The organism is Pseudaeromonas sp. HNCC25DJ180 (assembly GCF_055413345.1).
Genome location: NZ_JBVAYF010000020.1, coordinates 40,887 through 59,899, shown reverse-complemented (window position 1 = coordinate 59,899; position 19,013 = coordinate 40,887). Strand labels below are relative to the sequence as shown.

Below are 19,013 nucleotides of genomic sequence, written 5' to 3'. Positions count from 1 at the left end.
ATCGATAACAATGGTCGGAGGACCATCGGTGTGGCCGCTGATGGTGATGGTCACTTGGGCTGAACTGCTCGAGCCGTCCGCATCCTTAATGCTATAGCTGAAGCTGTCGCTCAGACTCTGCCCGCTCTTCAGGGCATTGACTGTCGGGTTGGCGTTATTCAGTTGATACTCGTAGCTGCCATCTGCCTTCAGGACTAGCTCACCGTACTGGCCCACTTGCTTGCCAATCGTGGTGACCACACTGCCACCATCAGCACTGGCACTGTCGTTGGTCAGCACATTGCCAGACAGCGGATTAGTGCCATCTTCCACAATAGTGTTGCTATCGGGATTAGCCAGCGGCGCCGTGTCGGTGATGGCAATATCCAGGCTGTCGGTGACGTTGCCACCGCCCAAATCGGTCACCGTCAGCGCGAAGCTATCAATAATCGGCTGGCCATTGGTGTGGGCCAATACATTCGGATCATAGCTGTAGGAGACGGTACCCGTGGCAGGGTCGAAATCCAACAGAGTCAGCACCCCCCTAGCCGTGGTGATGCTTACCTGCTTGGTAAGAAAAGTCGTGACCTCAGTATCAGTCAGCAGCTTGCCACCGATTTCCAGTGACTTGAGACCATCAGGCGCTTTGATAACAAAGCTACCAAGCATAGGGCCGGTATCTTCAGGAAGACTCCAGTCACTGGCGTTGGTACTTCCATCCAGATCAGGAATGGTGATGCTGGGGCTGCCATCAGAGGTGCCGACTATGACAATAGTCACTTGATGAGTGACGCCATCCACGCTCTGCACCGTAAAGACTTCGTTCGGCAACCGTTGTCCTTCCACAAGGGCCTGCACCGCTGGATCACTGTTGTTAAGCTGATAATTCCAGTTGCCATCTTTATCTATGCTGAACTGGCCATGCTGACCGACCACGGCGTTCTGAACCACAGTGTGGGCTTGCCCCTGATCCAGATCGCTTACCTTGAGTTGTCCGCTAACGGAGAGGATCTCATCTTCCTTGACCAGGCCACTATCGCTACCGGAAATCTGAGCCAGATCATTAGTGCCCTGGATCTCGACCGTCACCACATGGCTAGCAGAGCCATCCACACTGCTGACATCAAAGGTTTTGGTAACACTCTGCCCCTCATTCAGGGCTTGCACCGTTGGCGAGCCATTGTCGAGATCAAAGTGCCAATTACCGTTAGCATCCACAGTGAACTGGCCATATTCGTTGGCCACATTCTGTGCCACGAAGAAACTCTGGTCTTTATCCTCATCCACTATGGTGAGTTGACCACTGGTCACGAGCAGTCGATCTTCGATAACCAATCCAGAGTCACTCGAACTGGAAATCACCGGCAAGTGATTGATGACGGCCGGGCCATCGTCTACCACCACCAGCGTCTGCGCTTGATGGCTGGTATCAAAGCCAGCCTCACCCAATGTGGCATTGCCGGTACGATCTATTGTGATAAAACCGGCATTACTGGAGGCACCATCACCGCCAGCAGCAGGCGTGCCACCCGCAGCCGGTTGCTGTGCTTCAAGCAAGTCATTCAGGTCCTTGCCTTGTAAAATTTGCTGTTGCAGGGCTGCGATAGCGGTGTCTTGGGATGCATCAACAGCCAGTGAGGAGGAAACAGCAGAGGAGTGAGCCGCAGTATGTGTAGCGTGTTCCTGCGCATCCGGCAAACGGGTGGCATGGGGCAATACTTGGCGATCCAGCTCAGCAGTACGCAGATGGATCGTAATCCCACTACCATGACGGACCAAAGCCGGATCGGTAGCCTCAAAATCCACCGCAGCACCCGCTGACGTTAGCAGAATAGAACCGGCGGGCACCTTGTCACCTGGCTTGAGATCGACCCAGGTACGACCATCCACCACTAGATGAACCTCACCGGTCACTGAAGAAATAATTTTTTCATCATGAACTTCAATCATCTGCCCCATTTGCTCACCCTGTCTTCATTGAAACAACTGTGAGCATTAAAACATTTAACAAAGAATCAAAGAATCCCCCCTGCTAGCAACCACACTACACAGCACATATATCATTCTAATAATTAATCTAATTAATAGATAAAACGGCAAAGTTCATTCGTAAAAACAGAAAAGATGTATCGATGGCTCACCCCCTCAATACCGACCAGGAATATCCTTAATTTACAAGATGTTATATATACTAACTACGCCATAAGACTTAGCCTTAAATCGAAAAACAAAACCAAAGCATCAGGCCATGCAATGCGAACAGCACTTAAGCATTAGTTGATGTGAACATTTTTATAGGGAATATAGGAAGAATCGAAAATAAGCGCTGCCAATGAAAACCTGATGCAACTGCTAATATTAGCCAGATGACATGGCAGGAATTTTTTTCACTCACATTAAAGTGCTAATTTATTATTAATTGCATAAGTAGTAGGTACGGCATCACATATATCCCTTGATACAAATGACCCCGTCCCCTGCGTGGACGCCCCCTTTCCGTCTCAGCACACGGCGCGAGGGTACACCGCGACCAAAGCCGCCAGGTTTGCTCACTCTTGGCTCTGCTGGGCCAACACCCGCCACCATGCCTCGCACCACTGGTGGTGTTGCCGGTAAAATGGATGACTAAAAACCAGATAGTAGTGTCGGCTAAATAGGGGCTGGCCCGATCGGCGCAGGGTTTTAAACTCAGTACGTTTGCTCAACTGCTGTTGCGTGGACTCCTTCTGGCCAATGAAAATATCGATCCGCCCCAACAACAGCTTCTGCAGATTTTGCTCTATGGTTTTAGTCGCTTCATAGGGTACAGACTGCGCCTTGAGCAGACTGGCGATGGCGGTATCCTTGAGCACGCCTATCCGATAAGCGGCCAACGCCGGCACGGAACCATCCAGCCCATGGGGTACAAAATCGCTCCGGGTATAGAGATAGTACTCCAGCACCCCAAGGCTGCGTTCGCTGTCGGGCCCAGATGACGTCATGGGGAACACCATGCTGCGGACGCGCTCCGGTAGATAAGAGAAGGAGAAAGCGCCGTCCAGCTCGCCTCGTTCGAGCATCAACAGTAACCGTTTGATGGGCAGGCGCTGCAACTCGGTGCGCAACTCCAAACTGGCCGCGCTCTTGAGCACGCTGGTTACCGCCCGGCCAGGAGGCTCGGCAGGCAAGGGCCCCTCCCCAAGCTGCAAGGGAGGAAAGGAGCGATCGGCATAACCCAGACGTACTGGTTCGGCGGCCATAGCCAGAGCAAGACAGCTACTGAGCCCCAAGCACAGGCACCACATGTTGGCACGCATCATAATCTTCAACCCGACGGGAGAACCACCTTGTAAGTGTGTCGGAGGAGGGATGATCCCGCTGGATAAAATTTTAAAAAAAAGCCCGGACTAGCCGGGCAACAGAGCAAAGTGGTGGTTTCCCACCAGCAAAGGACAGGGTTGGAGTCGCCTGGAGCAACTCCTTAAAATACCAACGGCTCGCGCTATCAGGCCGACAGGGTGCTGTGGGTGTGACAGGCCTTGGGACAGACCTTAGAGCAGGCTTCACAGCCGATACAGTCGGCGGCATTCTGGATGGTCATCACCATCATCATGTCATCCTGCTCGTCATCATCGTCATCGCCCAGCAGATCGGCTTTATCCACCAGATTAAAAACATCCCGTGAGCAGACCTTGAAACAACGACCACAGCCGATGCAGCGGTGTGCATCCAGAGCGGTGACATATTTTGGGGTCCAGCTTTCGCCACCCGCAGTAAGACCAGTAATTAAGGTGCCAGACATGGCGTTCTCCTCCTTGTGTGTTGCAAGTTGGCATCCCTGCCACCCTTGGGTAGCGGCGAATGCGGATCCTGTTGCTGGGTTCACTCCTCCCAGCCAGCACTCTCCAGCTCGGCAAAGCGATCCGGACTCTTGTCCTTGGCCGGTCGCTTGGCGACCTGCTCCAGCGACTGACTCTCAAACTGGGTCAGCAACTGAGGTATGGGGGTTCCACTCTCCACCCGGATGGCGCGCACCCCAGCGGCCAGCAGTTGACGAAATACCGCCTCGCCCACCGCCACACAGAACAGGGCAAAACAATCCTTGAGCACATCAATCCGGCTCAGGAGCTTGTCCTGGTTGTGCCCTTCCACCACAGTAAAACGGGCCACCTGGAGCAGTTCATGACGTCCGGGCTCGACCCCGTAGATCAACAGGCTCTGACAGGAGCCAAAGTGCTGATCTACCGTCTTCATATCCGAGCTGGCGAAGGCCACCTGCAAGGCTGGCGCCGCCTCATCGCTGACTTTTAGATGACGCTGCAAATGCGGAGTCATGCAACCTCCTTGACGACGCGCACCGGCGTCGGCTGTTTGAGTGGGGAGTGATAGGCCGGTAGTTGGTGGTGAGCCTGCTGCATGGCATTAGCCACCTCGAACAGGGTATCGCGCATGCCGGCATAACCCTGGCGCACCCGCCGGAACTCGCCGAAGCGATCGAAGATGGGAAAACCGATACGCACCAGAGGCACCCCCATCTGCTCGGCCAGCAAGGCACCATGGGAGTTAGCCAACATCAGATCCGCCTCCCCGTGACACCCCTGGACCAGATCTTCCATGTCACCGATCACCACCTGCTCCACCGGTAAATTACCCAGTTGCGGCTGATTGACCGGCGCCACCACGCTGATGGGTTGCAGACCCACCGAGCGCGCAAAGTCGAGCCAGGCACAGAGCAGATCGGCTTCGGCGCCGATAGCCAGCTTGCGGTCATTCACCCAGGTGTGGGTGTCGATCATGGCATCCTGCAGCTGGCCCCGTTGCCGCTCCAGCCACTCGGGCACATTGCGATCAGCCAGCAAACGCAATGTATCCACGAACTTGTCCATCTGCTCCAGGGTCATCAGGTGCGGGAAAGCACGGCTCTCGACTCCGGTCCGCTGCTCCAGCAATTGGCCGGCGCGAGTCAGGGAGGGGCCGATCACCAGGGTCAGGGCACTCTGCCCCAACTGCTTGATCTGCGTCACCTCACTCCCCCCTTGAGAGACCGAGAGATAATCCTGGCGCACCAGGTGGCCATCCATGGAACGAGAGAGATCGGGCACCAGTATGGGTTGCAGACCAAAGGCCTCGATCGTGGTACGCAGCATCTCCACATCGCCCGGCGTCAGCATATGACTGAGCAGCAGATTGACCCGCTTCTTGCGCACACTGCGCAGGGCCTGCTGGGGCACCAGCTGTACTATGAGGCTCTCGATGAGGGCGGCATGGCCATTCTCCATGGAGCCATAGAAGTCAGGAGTGGACACAGTCACCACTTCGACCCGTTCAAATTTAGGCTGCTGGCGGCGAAACTCCTTGAGCGCCCGGCTCATATCGGCGCCCTGAGCCTCGGAGAGGCCGGAGCTCATCAGCACGATCAGGCGCGGATTACTGCGCTCACACAGCGTGGTCAGTGCCTGGATGATGTTATCGTCCGACCCCATGACAGTGGTGATGGGATCCATAGCCGTGGACTGGATCGGCACCGGCTCATGAAAGTGTTGAATGAAGAAGATCTTGGCAAAGGCACTGCAGCCCTGGGCGCCATGAATGAGCGGAATGCAGCGATCCAGCCCCAAAGCGCCCAGTATGGCCCCCAAGGGTTGACCACTCTTGATGGGCTGGGTGGCCAATGGCTTACTGGCCTTGATGATATGCGCCATAGTGGTTCCCCTTATTGCCACGGAGCCCGGCTACGCGCCTGGGACCAGATGGGACTTTCCAGTGTCAGGCAGATCTGGTGTGCCAGCTCTACCATGCCCTTGTAACCGGCGAAGGCGTGTTCCCGCTCCTGATTGATATCCAGAAACGGCACCTTGCCTTTATAGGCGGTAAACATGTTGCGCCCGCCCGCTATCATCATGTCCGCCTTCTGCTGATAGACCACATCCAGCAACAGCCGCGGATTGCCCTCATCCAGCATGATGGCATCCTCCCCCATCAGCTCGCGGATGCGCGCCTTGTCCTCTTCGGTCGATTTGCGGGTGCCGGTCGCCACCACTTGCATCCCCAGATCCTGCAGGGCCGAAACCACGGACCAGGATTTGACCCCGCCGGTATAGAGCAGCACCCGCTTGCCGGTCAGCCGCTCACGGTAAGGGGCCAGCAGTGCCTCCGCCTCCGCCTCCTCCCGGGCGATCACCGCTTCGGTGCGCGCCTGCAGATCCGCGTCACCCAGCATATTGGCAATGGTGCGCAGGGAGTCAGACATGTCACGCACCCCATAGAAGCTGCCCTCAAACCAGGGGGTGGCGTATTGCGTTTCCAGCTTGCGCGCCACATTGATCATGGCCCGGGAGCAGACCAGCATGTTGAGCTCGCTGCGGTGCAGGGTCTGGATCTCGTGAAAGCGCGCATCCCCGGCCAGGGTGCAGAGCACCCGGATCCCCAGCTCATCCAGCAGGGGTTGCACATTCCAGAATTCGCCGGCTATGTTGAACTCGCCAATCAGCCCTATGCTGTGGCCCCGCTCGGCCGGAATAAGGGCATCGACAGGCCAGGGGGCCGGTTCGCCTGTGCCCACCACCTTGTTCACCATCACTTCACCGGCGATGCGGTTGCCCAAATTCTTGCTGCCGTAGAAACCGGCCGCGTCCACGGCGATGACCGGCACCCCCACCTTGGCCTCGGCGGCCTTGCAGATGGCTTCGATGTCGTCCCCTTCCATGGCGGGCACACAGGTGTTGTAGATGAAGACCGCGGCGGGTTGATAACGATCGACTATGTGTTTGACCGAGTGATAGAGACGGCGCTCACCCCGCCCCATGATCACATCCTGTTCGCTCAAGTCGGTGGTAAAACCCATGCGATACAGCTCAGGGCCAGAACTGCGAGTGCCCCGGTTGTCCCAGGAGCTCCCGGTGCAGCCAATAGGGCCGTGCACCAGGTGGGCCACATCGGCCACCGGCAACAGGGTGATCTGGGCGCCATCGAAGGCGCACCCCCCGGCCGTCGCGCCAGGCTTGGGCGCGCTACACCCGGATTTGGCCTTGCTGTTATGGCTACAGGCCGGTTCATCCTTTAACGCTGCAATTTCACTACCCTTCATATCGACTCCTTCAACGTCCTGTCGATGCTTGAGAACTCAAGTACCTTGTACCTGAGGGGAGTACTGCAAAGAACAAACCAAACCTAACTATATGTTTATAAAGCAATTGTGATTGTAGGCTTAGTGACAAGCGCCACAAGGGGACGCGTGACAAACCCACATGGGCGGCAGTAATCCGACAATCACCCTGGCTCTATCCAGGATCACATCCCATCCGGTCACCGCTCTTGGGCGGGAGCAGCCTGGCATGGCCAAGGCTCAACCGCACCCCGCGGCGTCACCCCCGCCTCCCCTGGAACACAGGGGAGAGAGGATCGGACGACAGCAGAGGGTAGAGCGACAAGCTAATGAGCTGAAGGCGCGAAGAGGGTCCATTCCCCCCGAAGCGAAACCCTCTTCGGCCTCCAAAACCCAAACTCAAACTCAGCGCTGGCTACTCATCCAGCTCGCTGAGCAAATCAAAGCGACGGCTGAGATCATCCTGGCGCCCCAGCGCCTTGGCGAGCCAAGGGGGCAATACGCCGCCCAACAGCGTGCCGAGCTCGGCCACCTGAAGGGCAATCACCGGATCCTTCTTCACCTTCACCGGATGCAGGCCGTGACGGATCACCCGGGCCGCAGCCGGGCCACCAATGGCCTCGCAAAACAGCAGATGGCAACCGGCCAGCATCAGCGCCTTCTCTTCATTGACCTCGGCCCCCTTGCCACTTTGCACATAACGGCGAATATCGATGAGCTGGCTATGGCCAGGGGTCACCTGATAGATGAAGAAGAGCGGACAAGAGCCGAAGTGACCGTTGATATTGATGCCGTCTGTGCTGGTAAAGGCCACGCGCAGGGCACCAGGCTCATTGGGTGCCGGAATGGGGTTAAGATGGGTGGGTAACTGGCCATGCAGACAGGCCAGCAGGGCTTGCCAGCGGCTGGCATCCAGTGAGAGTTCCGCAGGCAGCTTGGCCTGCAACTGATCCAGCGTCAGTTTATCCAGATGGGCGGTATTGAGCGGCCCCTGCAGGGCATCACTCACCCAATCAAACAGGGTTTCCTGGGCCAGATCGGGAACTATCTGGGCCAGAGCAATCAAGCGCCAGTAAACTTGGCTTTCCAGCAGTGTGCTCATACGCGACTCCTTCACCCTAATCCACAGTGGCCGCTTTAGTCACCCGCAAGGTCGCAGGCAGCTTGGGCATCTTGTCCAACGGTGTCAGGTAGAAGCTTTGACCATCATCCAGATCGATGCGCCCCCCCCAGCTCTCTTCACTGGCAAACTCCAGGAAACTCACCTTGGCTTCCAGATCGCGCTTGGCGATGTAGCAGTAGAGGCCATCGGCCTGCTGACGAAACATGACATTGGGCATAACGCGCTCCTTGCTGATTGGGAAAAATGGGTGAGCATTGCATCTCCACGACACCGGCGCTCACCCAAAAAAGGCCGACCCGCCGTAGCAGGTCGGCCCAAGGGCGCTTAACGCACCAGGTCGAAGTTATAATCAGTCTTGCCGAGTTCCATGGTCTCTTCGTCCAGACGCTCCAGTACGGCATTCACCAGGGTGGTCAGGATGTACATCCCGCCTTCGTAACCCCAAGTGGTCATGCGGTGCAGATGGTGACGATCGAAGATGGGGAAGCCCAGGCGGATAAGCGGAACTTCAAACGCCTTGCCCTTGGCCAGGGTGTCGCGCTGAATGAACTTACCGTAGGAGTTACCAATCATGAAGTCTGGCTTGTTGGTGAACATCAGCGAACGGAAGTGCCACAGGTCACAACCGACGAAGACTTCACTGCCCTGACCGTAAGGCGAGGCGGCCAACAACTTGTTCATGGCCTTCTGCCACTTCTTGGAGCCGTTGTTGCACAGGATGACGTTCGGCTCACAACCCAGTTCCAGCAGGAACTTGGTCAGCCCCATGACAAAGTCAGGATCCCCGTAGATACCGAACTTCTTGCCGTGCAACCAGGTGTGGGAGTCGGTGATCATGTCGACCAGACGACCGCGTTCCTTGGCCAGTGAGTCAGGGATCGGCTTGCCAGTCAGCTCGCTTACCTTCATCAAAAACTCATCGGTCCACTCAACACCCATAGGGATGTTCAGTTCGCTACCGGGTTGGCTCCACTTGTCCTGCACCATTTTCTTGGTCTTGACCAGTTGCCAAGGTTGCAGCAGCAGAGTGTCGATGGCGTTAGGCGCATCCTTCATCTCAGCCTGAGTGGTACCACCTGAGTACATGCGGTATTCACCATCGGCCGGGGTGTCCAGCACTTCTGACGGGTCAGACAGCAGGCTGTAGCCCACTTCCATCTCGGTCATCATGCGCTTGAGCACACGGTAGTTGCCCAGATAGCAGTCGAAACCGGTTACCAGGTTCAGCTTGCCATTGCTGCCGACCTTGTACTCTGCCGCATCGCTGGTGAAGCTGTTGCAGAAACCTTCGAACATGTTGTCCCAACCCGTGATATGGCTGCCGACGAAGCTCGGAGTATGAGCGTAAGGCAACGGCATCTCGTTAGGGATGAAACCATCTTTCTTGGCGTTGTTGGTGAAGGCTTGCAAGTCATCACCGATAACTTCCGCCATACAGGTGGTAGAGATGGCAATGATCTCGGGCTTGTAGAGCGCATTGGCGTTCTGCAGACCTTCGTTCATGTTGTTGTGACCACCGAATACGGCCGCATCTTCAGTCATGGAGTCAGAGACGCAAGCGACTGGCTCTTTGAAATGACGGTTGAAGTAAGAGCGGAAATAGGCCACACAACCTTGAGAGCCATGCACATACGGCAGAGTCTTCTCGAAACCCAGGGAGCAAAGCACGGCACCCAGGGGCTGACAGGCTTTGGCCGGGTCAACGGTCAGCGCTTCGCGCTTGAAGTTCAGCTCTTTGTATTCGGCAGAGGTGGTCCACTCGAAGACTTCGCGCACTTTGGCATCGTCGTGAGCTTCTTCCCAGTTGTTCTTCTTGCCGGCCCACAGAGATTGATACTCTTCCTGTTCGAACAGGGGGTAGCAGGACTCGATTTTATCTACGTTCTGGCTCATATGCTGTCTCCTCCCGCGCCACTCATCTGTGAACTAACGGGTTAATGACGGTCCAAAAAAACCTACCTGACTCAGGCAGACTTCTTCCAGGGTGCGATCAGTTGTGACCAGCACGGATTGTTCAGGGTCATATCCATGTCACGGGCGAAGATGGCAAAGCCGTCATAGCCGTGATAAGGGCCGGAGTAATCCCAGGAGTGCATCTGGCGGAATGGAATACCCATCTTCTGGAAGATGTACTTTTCCTTGATGCCGGAGCCAATAAGGTCAGGCTTGACAGCCTTGACGAACTCTTCGAACTCATAACCGGTGACGTCATCGAACAGCAGGGTCGCTTCTTTCAATTCCGGCAAGGTACGGTCGTAATCGTCGTTGTGGGCAAACTCGTAACCGGCACCGACAATCTCCATGCCCAGATCTTCATAGGCACCGATGACGTGACGGGGACGCAGGCCACCGACGTAGAGCATGACGCGCTTGCCAGCCAGGCGAGGCTTGTACTTGGCGATAACAGCCGCAGTCTGAGCTTCGTACTTGGCGATAACCGCTTCAGCATTCTTCTGGATAGTCTCGTCAAACTGGGCAGCAATCTTGCGCAGTGACTCGGCGATCTTGGTTGGGCCGAAGAAGTTGTACTCCATCCATGGTATCCCGTACTTCTCTTCCATATGGCGAGAGATGTAGTTCATGGAGCGGTAGCAGTGCACCAGGTTCAGCTTGACCTTGGTGGTGTTTTCCATTTCTGGCAGGGTGCCGTCACCGGACCACTGCGCCACAACACGCAGACCCATCTCTTCGAGCAGGATGCGAGAAGACCAGGCATCACCACCTATGTTGTAGTCACCAATGATGGCCACATCGTAAGGGGTACCGGCGAACTCTTGATCGTCGCGATTTGGCAGGATCCAGTCACGGATCACGTCGTTGGCGATGTGGTGACCCAGAGACTGGGAGACGCCACGGAAACCTTCACAACGTACCGGAACGACTGGCTTTTCAATTTGCTTGCTGGTTTGCTTGGCAACGGCTTCGATGTCATCACCGATGAGGCCTACCGGGCACTCGGACTGGATGGAGATCCCCTTGGAGAGCGGGAACAGCACTTCCATCTCTTCGATCATCTTGGTCAGCTTCTTGTCGCCACCGAAGACGATGTCCTTCTCCTGGAAATCCGAGGTGAAGTTCATGGTGCCGAAGGTATTTACCCCGGTTACACCGGTGTAGTAATTACGACGACCGGCACGGGAGTAAGCGCCACAGCCAACCGGGCCATGAGAGATGTGGATCATGTCCTTGATGGGACCGAAGACCACACCCTTGGAGCCGGCGTAAGCACAACCACGCACTGTCATGACGCCCGGCAGGGACTTACGGTTGGAGGTGATGCACTTGCTGGCTTTTTCCAGCGTCGGATCGTTAACGGTCAGGTGCTTGGCGCGATCTTTCTTGGCCTTCTCCGGATAGACCTCGAGGACTTCCTGGATCAGCGCCTGATTCTGTTCACGGGTTCTGTCTGTCATAGCAGTATCCTTCCATATCGAGCAGAACTCCGGGCGGGCAAGCCCGCCACGGAGGGGTCCTTAGGCCGTAGCTTCTTCGGCAGCAGTCTTACCGATGATGCTCTCGTCTTCTTCGTCCATGATGCCGAATTCCATCAGCAGAGCTTCAAGCTCATCCATGGTGACCGGAGTCGGTACGACGAACATCTTGTTGTCGACTACCTTACGAGCCAGGGTACGGTACTCGTTAGCCTGCTTGGCGCTTGGGTCATACTCGATGACAGTCATACGGCGGATTTCAGCGCGTTGCACTACGTTGTCACGGGGTACGAAGTGGATCATCTGGGTGCCCAGCTTCTCAGCCAGAGCGATGATGAGCTCATCTTCGCGGTCGGTTTGACGGGAGTTACAGATCAGGCCAGCCAGACGCACGCTACCAGACTTGGCGTACTTCACGATCCCCTTGGAGATGTTGTTGGCGGCATACATGGCCATCATTTCGCCGGAGCAAACGATGTAGATTTCCTGAGCCTTGTTTTCACGGATTGGCATGGCGAAACCGCCACACACTACGTCACCCAGTACGTCGTAGAATACGAAGTCGAGATCTTCTTCGTAGGCGCCTTCTTCTTCCAGGAAGTTGATGGCGGTGATAACCCCACGGCCGGCACAACCCACTCCTGGCTCAGGACCACCTGATTCGGCACAGCGCACATCGCCGTAACCGATCTGCAGCACATCAGAGAGCTCCAGATCTTCAACCGAACCTACTTCGGCAGCCATTTCCATGATAGTGTTTTGGGCCTTGGCGTGCAGGATCAAACGAGTTGAGTCAGCCTTAGGGTCACAGCCGATGATCATCACCTTCTTGCCCATTTCGGCCAGCGCCGCCACCAGATTCTGAGTGGTAGTAGACTTGCCGATACCACCCTTTCCATATATTGCACATTGACGAAGAGCCATGTCGTTATCTCCTTGTGATGACAGTTGACGCTTAATACATTGCACTTCGCGTACCACTCTCAGAAAAACAGATAACTAATTGATTTTAAATGGCTATTTCTTGTGTCACTCGACAAACCCCAGAACAGAACAAAACAAACACAGACGATTTGTACGGAAAGGAACAGGCCCTGTGTCGGCTTTTGTCGTATGCCAAAATGGCCTGGCCAAGATGCCAATAGCACGAAGCCGAAAATGCAGAGCGCAGCCGTAGGGAAAAAGCAGGATTCCTTCTCTATTAAGGAGAAGACGCGGCCCCATGAAGATTGGGTAGCCCGTGCGACTAAACGCTAACACCCTTAAGAATGCGGAGCGGCCAAGGCAAGCGCAGCAGCCGACAGCAGCCACGAGGCACCATTGGCCAGCAATAGCGCTGGCACAAAAAGACCTGATCGAGTATTTATATTGGCCACGCTTATCTCCCCCCAACAGGATCAGATCAATGCTAAAACCGCTCATACCCCTCATGCTGACAGCCAGCCTGCTCAGCGCCTGCGACAGCACCTCGCTCTCGGCTTCCAGCGGCCAACGTGCGTCCGCCAGCGCCTCATCCTCTTCCGGCCTTGGCACCCAAGAGGTCACCCTCTCAGGCGATACAGGCCAGGCTAAGCTTGCAGGTGATCAGCTGAAACTCAGGGAGGGGAAGCTCTATATCAATGAGCAGTTTGTGGCTGACACCCCACCAGGGGCCGTGATTCGCTATGTGGCCGCAGGCAGTATCAAGAGCCTCTATATCAATGGTAAGCCGACAGCGACTAAGCCCTAGGATGGGCGACGGCCCCCCAAGCTCCCACGTCAGCGGGGCTTGGAGCCCTCTTCCACTCTTGCCATACCTAGCCGCGGACAACGACTGCAGCAAGAGGCACTCTGGCCTTGCGCCAGGATACGCACCTGCCTCTTCATCGCATATTCGCCGCCAGCGCCCGCTGACCATATGGCAAATAGGGGATTTTGTGGCATAGTGTGCGACCACCGGGTTTTGTGAGGATGTACACCAGATGGAGCGCAAGATTCTGCTCACCGACTGCCCTGATGCCAAGGGGCTAATCGCCAAAATCACCAATATTTGCTACAAACATCAGCTCAACATCATCAAGAATGATGAGTTTGTGGATCATGAACAGGGCCGTTTCTTCATGCGCACCGACCTGGAAGGGCGGTTCAATGACGAAACTCTCCTCGAAGATCTGGACGATGCTCTGCCCGAGGGCAGCAGCCGTCGCCTGGTTCCGGCTGGGCGTAAGCGCCTGGTGCTGTTGGTCACCAAGGAGTCTCACTGCCTGGGTGATATTCTGATGAAGAGCTACTCTGGCGCCCTGGATGTAGAGATAGCCGCCGTGGTTGGCAACTATGACACCTTGCAAGAGCTGACCGAGAAATTTGGCATTCCGTTCCATACCGTCAGCCACGAGGGGCTCACCCGCGAAGAGCACGAAACTAAGGTGCAGGCCATGGTTGATCAATATCAACCCGACTATGTGGTGCTGGCCAAGTATATGCGTGTGCTGACACCTGGCTTCGTCTGCGCCTATCGTCGCAAGATCATCAACATCCACCACTCCTTCCTGCCCGCCTTCATCGGCGCCCGCCCCTATCAGCAAGCGTTCGATCGTGGTGTCAAACTGATTGGTGCCACCGCCCACTTCGTTACCGACGATCTGGATGAAGGCCCGATCATAGAGCAGGATGTGATCCATGTGACCCATGCCTTCAGTGCCGAAGACATGGCCAAGGCCGGGCGCGATGTAGAGCGCTCCGTGCTTTCCCGAGCGCTGGCCCATGTGCTGGATGAAAAAGTCTTTGTCTACGGCAACAAGACAGTCGTCTTCAAATAAGCCATGGCCTTGGCAACACAAGGGGACCTGCGGGTCCTCTTTGTTTTGGTATCCGCAGCACCCAATTGCCAAACCTTGCGCGCCATCAAGCCGCTGGGCTTATATTGAGACTCCCCTCGCCCCTGCGCTGTTCTTCGCCGGATGGCTCCGCTAGACTGAAAAATAGACTTTACTATGCCATTCCATACTGTTGTGAGGAGTCACTATGCAAGAACGAAGCATCATCAGCTCGGCTCTACTCGGAGCCCTACTCTGTGTGGGGCTGACCCTGCTAGGGGTCATGGTAGCCGAGGGGATCATCAAGTTCCGAGAGGCGGATCGGGTGGTTTCCGTCAAGGGACTGTCGGAGAAGGAGATGCCCGCCGATGTGGCTATCTGGCCTATTCGCTTCACCGAGGTCAACAACGATCTGAGTGAGCTATTTGGCAGCATGGAGAGCAAGAATGAGAAGATCCAGGCCTTCTTGCGCCAGCAGGGTTTCACTGTCGATGAGATCACGGTGGCGGTTCCCGGTATTCAAGATCGGCAGGCCCAGGGCTTCTCTGAAGAGCAGGTGCGCAATGGCCGCTATGCTGGCACCTCGACCCTGACTGTCTATAGCACGGATACCGAAAAGGTACGCAAGGCCATGGCCAGCCTGGCGCAACTGGGGCAAAACGGAATCGCCATCAGTGGTCAGGATTACGATGCCAAGACTCAGTTCCTGTTTACCCAGTTGAACGACATCAAACCCGCCATGATTGAACAAGCCACCCGTAACGCCCGGGAAGTGGCCGAGAAATTTGCCCGTGACTCTGGCAGCAAGCTGGGCAAGATCAAGCGCGCCATGCAGGGGCAATTCACCATTGAGGACAGAGACAGCAGCACGCCCTACATCAAGAAGGTGCGCATTGTCTCCACCATCGAATACTACCTGGTCGATTAAGCCCGGTGTTTCCTGCTACCCCAAAATACAAAACGGCCCCGCAGGGCCGTTTGCTTATCTATGGCACGAGTTACAGCGGCAGAGGCAGGCCATTGGCCGTGGCCTTGCTATCCGCCAGCTTGAGCTGGACCGAGAGCTTGCCATCGGCACCCTGCTTGATGTAGCCAGCGCTCATCATGGGAGCCAGCATCTGCTGACCATTAGGCACCATGGCCACCAACTCTTTGGCCGCCACCAGATCCAACTGCCCCTGGAGTTGAGCCAGCAGTGAGGGAATATTCGCCACTTCCAGCTTGTCGTTAGCCGCCAGATCCAGCTTGCCCTTGGCCTGCAGGTTGGCTTTGTTGAAGTTGAGGGAGAGATCCGACAGTGTCAAACCGGCTCCCTTCTTCAACAACTGCTCCAGCGCTGCCATGGCCTTGGCTTCATCCACATGCTGCTGACTACTCTGTTCGACCAGGCTCATATAGCTGTTCTTATCCAGACCGGTCAGCTTGAGACCCAGGGCAAAGTTGTCAATCACAAACGGATAGCTAGGATTTTCTACCTTTAGCGAGGCGATCTGAGTCTGATAACTCATGTCCAGCTTGGCATCCTGTTTGCTTTGCTCATCTATGCTGCCACTGGAAACCAGCTTATCGAGAGTAACACTACTCTCCGGAGCGATAAATTTGAGGCCCTGCAGTTCAAAACTATTCTGTGGCGAAACCCAGGCATTAGCGACACGGATCAGGTGAGCCTGGCCCTTGCTTGGCGCCAGATAGAACTGTTGGTGCTGATCATCGCTGACATTGATCCCCTCCCAACTGAAGGTCACATCGGCTTGGCTATCGACCTTACCCTGGGAGTGAAGTTGGAACTTGGCAAAATCCACCTTGGCGGTGGGCAGATCCAGCTTCCAGCTATCGACGCTCATATCAGCCGTGGTGCCCTGAGTCAGGGCGTTATAGCTCCAGCTCAACTGATGCGGGATCGCCTTGAGCTTCAGCTGTTGCAAGATGCCCGCTATGCTGCCCTTGGACTGATCCAGCGTGGCTTCACCACGTAAATAGAGCGGAGCCACCGCCTGCTGCACGTTGAAAAACAGCTCGACAGGTTTAGCATCGGCCGGGCCACCAAATTGGGCAAAAAACTCGGGAGCCAGGGTCACTTGCAACACCCCATGACGAGCAGTCAAACCGCTCTGACCAGGCAGCCACTGGGCCTTGACACCATTTTGCTGATTGAGTTGCACCAACTGCTTGGCTACGTTGCTGTCGTATTGGGAGCCGGTAAACCAGCAACCACCGGCATAAGCCGCACCGGCCAACACAGCAACACCCACAGCACCGACTAATATCTTCTTCATCTGCAATTCCTATCCCGTTTAGAGCCTATCCTGGCTACCAAGTATCTAACATCACATAAAAGGTATTTATGAATCCCATTTGCTGCCGCTACTCTCCCTGTTCCTCGACAAAAAGTCCAGATCAGAGCCGCTCCACTCTGTGAGTTAGCGCAACTATCCGGCTGACACAGGGCCACATCCCCTATCAGAGCAAGGGACTAAACAGATAGAGCACATTCTCCAATACCCGCTGGTGATAGGGGCGTTTGGCCCAAGTCGCCGCTTGCAGGCAACTAGCCTGGCTCAGATAGCCCTGCAGCAGTTGCTGCAATTCATCGCAAAAACGGGGGTCATCCACCAGTAACGTGGTCTCAAAGTTGAGCCACAGACTGCGCTTATCCAGGTTGACCGTTCCCACCAGGGCCATTTGGTTATCGACCAGCACGCTCTTGGTATGCAGTAGACCGTGCTCAAAGCGGTAGATCTCAACCCCCGAGGCCAGTAGCTCGGCGAAAAAAGCGTTACAAGCATAATTGACCATGATGGAGTCATTACGAGCCGGCAAAATCAGCTGTACCCGCACCCCCCGATCGGCGGCCGAACGCAAGGCGGCGACCAGTGAATCATCAGGCACAAAATAGGGGGTCGTCAGCACCAGCGACTCGCGGGCCTGATAGAGGGCTAACAGCAAGATCTGCTGGATACAATCCCCGGTAATGAAAGGGCCGGAGGGGATGAGCTGTAGATGGTGATCCTGCTCGGGATCATATTCCGGCTGGTGTTGCTGCAGCTCCAGCAACCGCTCACCACTCTCCATCTCCCAATCTTGGACAAACAGTGCCCAAATCAGCGGTACGATCGGCCCCTGCAAGCGCAACATGATATCGATCCATTGCCCCACCCCGGCTTTGGCCTTGAAAAAACGGGGATCAACCAGGTTCATGGAGCCGGTATAGGCCACCTTATCGTCGATCACCACCAACTTGCGGTGCATACGCAAATCCTGGCGCTGTAAGGGAATACGCCACGCACCCACCGGCAATACTTCAATCAGCCGGATCCCGGCCTCGGCAAACCGTGCTGGCCATGGGCTCTTGAAAAAGGTGGAGCTACCTGCGGAATCGAGTAATACCCGACAATCCACCCCTCGCTGCGCGGCCGCCATGAGCGCTTCGGCAACCTCGTCGGCCCAACCTCCCGCCTGCCAAATATAGAACTCCAGATAACAGGAGACTTGGGCCTGATTGATATCATCGGCTATGGAGAAAAGGATCGCATTGGGTTCGGTGAGCAGCCGCATCTGATTGCCGCCCAGCATAGGCATACCCAGACGCGCTTCAACCAGCGCCCCCAGCGGTTCGGCCTTATTGCTCATCAACACAGGCTGATGGGGAAATTGATACACCAACGCCTTGATCCAGTTGGCATAGGGCTCATACATGGCACGAGCGCGCTCCACTCGTTTGCGACCAAGACGGACCTCACCAAACAACAGATAGAGGCTTACCCCCAAAAACGGAATGGTGAAGATAGTTGCAAGCCAGGCTAACGACACCCCTATGGGCCGTCGCTTCATCACCACCCGAATGACCACCCCCACCACCAGCACACTATAAAAGGCAAACAGCAGGAGACCGAGAACATCGTATAACAGATGGAAAAACGTCGTCTGTGATGACAAAACAGGCATCCTCACTCAATGGTAAGACAACAAGGATAAGGCGAGATCTGGCAGAGAATTGACTGCGTGCTATCATGCGACCATCCATCCGGTAACAGACAGAAACCATCATGCTGATATCTGTGCTACTCGCCCTGGCAATCAATACTCAAGGCCCTGGGCCCGTCAAAATCACCGAACAACAACTGACCGAGTATGTAAATGGCAAGGTCAAGTATGAACAGCAATATGGCCTTCCCGGCCTCTTTGATGCCAACATCAAGCTAGACCGTATGACGGTGCAGTTGGGACGTCAAACGCCCGGCCTGGCCAATGTGACTGGACTGGGCAACTTCTCGCTCACCCTACCCAACAAACCGACCGTGGATGGCCGCATCCAGGCCCATTTTGAGGCCAAACCTCGTTACGAGGTAAAAGAGGGCGCCATCTATTTTGATGAGTTTGCGCTGAAAAACTATGAACTGGAACCCTCATCGCTTAAACAGCAGTTTGCCCCCTTGATGGGCTATCTGATCAACAGTTTAGAACAACGCCTGCGCAAACAACCCGCCTATCGCTTGAATGAAAAGGATAAGGATCAAGCCTGGCTCAAGGCCCATGTGGTGAGTATGCAGATGCAACCTGGCGTGCTACAACTTAATACCAGCCAGACCCCTTAGATCTAA

At 55.6% G+C, this 19,013-nt stretch carries 17 protein-coding genes; 4 read left to right on the top strand and 13 right to left on the bottom strand.

Features of this window, described 5'->3' with window-relative positions; genetic code table 11:
- The 11 genes from ACZYTD_RS16210 to nifH form a co-directional block, all read right to left on the bottom strand.
- On the bottom strand, nt 1–1,938 hold a 1,938-nt coding region (locus ACZYTD_RS16210; RefSeq protein WP_463893610.1), incomplete at its 3' end, for a retention module-containing protein.
- A gap of 590 nt (nt 1,939–2,528) precedes the next feature.
- Nucleotides 2,529–3,278 carry a substrate-binding periplasmic protein gene (locus ACZYTD_RS16205; protein ID WP_463893609.1) on the bottom strand — a complete coding sequence of 250 codons (750 nt, stop codon included), beginning with the start codon at nt 3,276–3,278 and terminating at the stop codon, nt 2,529–2,531.
- 185 nt (nt 3,279–3,463) lie between these two features.
- Nucleotides 3,464–3,760: a ferredoxin III, nif-specific gene (gene fdxB, locus ACZYTD_RS16200; RefSeq protein WP_463893608.1), complete on the bottom strand. Its 297-nt coding sequence runs from the start codon at nt 3,758–3,760 to the stop codon at nt 3,464–3,466.
- 80 nt (nt 3,761–3,840) lie between these two features.
- On the bottom strand, nt 3,841–4,293 hold the full coding sequence (locus tag ACZYTD_RS16195; RefSeq protein WP_463893606.1) for a NifB/NifX family molybdenum-iron cluster-binding protein: 453 nt from the start codon (nt 4,291–4,293) through the stop codon (nt 3,841–3,843).
- Nucleotides 4,290–5,660: a nitrogenase iron-molybdenum cofactor biosynthesis protein NifN gene (gene nifN / locus ACZYTD_RS16190; protein ID WP_463893605.1), complete on the bottom strand. Its 1,371-nt coding sequence runs from the start codon at nt 5,658–5,660 to the stop codon at nt 4,290–4,292. Before nifN ends, ACZYTD_RS16195 begins: the two co-directional genes overlap by 4 nt.
- A gap of 11 nt (nt 5,661–5,671) precedes the next feature.
- A complete protein-coding gene (nifE, locus tag ACZYTD_RS16185; protein ID WP_463893604.1) occupies nt 5,672–7,045 on the bottom strand; it encodes a nitrogenase iron-molybdenum cofactor biosynthesis protein NifE in 1,374 nt (457 codons plus the stop codon).
- Nucleotides 7,046–7,478: 433 nt separating this feature from the next.
- Entirely contained in the window at nt 7,479–8,165 is a 687-nt protein-coding gene (locus ACZYTD_RS16180) for a NifB/NifX family molybdenum-iron cluster-binding protein (RefSeq protein ID WP_463893603.1), read from the bottom strand.
- Nucleotides 8,166–8,181: 16 nt separating this feature from the next.
- Nucleotides 8,182–8,403 (bottom strand): putative nitrogen fixation protein NifT, encoded by a 222-nt coding sequence (gene nifT / locus ACZYTD_RS16175; RefSeq protein ID WP_463893602.1) that lies wholly within the window; start codon nt 8,401–8,403, stop codon nt 8,182–8,184.
- Nucleotides 8,404–8,510: 107 nt separating this feature from the next.
- On the bottom strand, nt 8,511–10,079 hold the full coding sequence (gene nifK, locus ACZYTD_RS16170; protein ID WP_463893601.1) for a nitrogenase molybdenum-iron protein subunit beta: 1,569 nt from the start codon (nt 10,077–10,079) through the stop codon (nt 8,511–8,513).
- Nucleotides 10,080–10,150: 71 nt separating this feature from the next.
- Nucleotides 10,151–11,599 (bottom strand): nitrogenase molybdenum-iron protein alpha chain, encoded by a 1,449-nt coding sequence (nifD, locus tag ACZYTD_RS16165; protein ID WP_463893599.1) that lies wholly within the window; start codon nt 11,597–11,599, stop codon nt 10,151–10,153.
- A 60-nt stretch (nt 11,600–11,659) separates the two neighbouring features.
- The gene (nifH, locus tag ACZYTD_RS16160; RefSeq protein ID WP_463893597.1) at nt 11,660–12,541 is read right to left on the bottom strand and encodes a nitrogenase iron protein; all 882 of its coding nucleotides are present in this window, start codon (nt 12,539–12,541) and stop codon (nt 11,660–11,662) included.
- A gap of 481 nt (nt 12,542–13,022) precedes the next feature.
- Between nifH and ACZYTD_RS16155 the strand changes: the two genes are divergently transcribed.
- The 3 genes from ACZYTD_RS16155 (at nt 13,023) to ACZYTD_RS16145 (ending at nt 15,340) form a co-directional block, all read left to right on the top strand.
- Nucleotides 13,023–13,346, top strand: a complete 324-nt coding sequence (locus tag ACZYTD_RS16155; protein WP_463893595.1) for a hypothetical protein — start codon at nt 13,023–13,025, stop codon at nt 13,344–13,346.
- Between the two features lie 232 nt (nt 13,347–13,578).
- A complete protein-coding gene (gene purU, locus ACZYTD_RS16150) occupies nt 13,579–14,415 on the top strand; it encodes a formyltetrahydrofolate deformylase (RefSeq protein WP_463893594.1) in 837 nt (278 codons plus the stop codon).
- Between the two features lie 205 nt (nt 14,416–14,620).
- Nucleotides 14,621–15,340: an SIMPL domain-containing protein gene (locus ACZYTD_RS16145; protein ID WP_463893593.1), complete on the top strand. Its 720-nt coding sequence runs from the start codon at nt 14,621–14,623 to the stop codon at nt 15,338–15,340.
- A 70-nt stretch (nt 15,341–15,410) separates the two neighbouring features.
- Here the strand turns inward: ACZYTD_RS16145 and ACZYTD_RS16140 are convergent, their stop codons facing one another.
- Entirely contained in the window at nt 15,411–16,688 is a 1,278-nt protein-coding gene (locus ACZYTD_RS16140; RefSeq protein WP_463893591.1) for a DUF945 family protein, read from the bottom strand.
- Nucleotides 16,689–16,872: 184 nt separating this feature from the next.
- Nucleotides 16,873–18,348 (bottom strand): cardiolipin synthase, encoded by a 1,476-nt coding sequence (cls, locus tag ACZYTD_RS16135; RefSeq protein ID WP_463893590.1) that lies wholly within the window; start codon nt 18,346–18,348, stop codon nt 16,873–16,875.
- Between the two features lie 110 nt (nt 18,349–18,458).
- On the opposite strand from cls, the gene ACZYTD_RS16130 reads away from it, so the two are divergent.
- Nucleotides 18,459–19,007, top strand: a complete 549-nt coding sequence (locus ACZYTD_RS16130) for a YceB family lipoprotein (RefSeq protein ID WP_463893588.1) — start codon at nt 18,459–18,461, stop codon at nt 19,005–19,007.
- Nucleotides 19,008–19,013 lie beyond the last annotated feature (6 nt).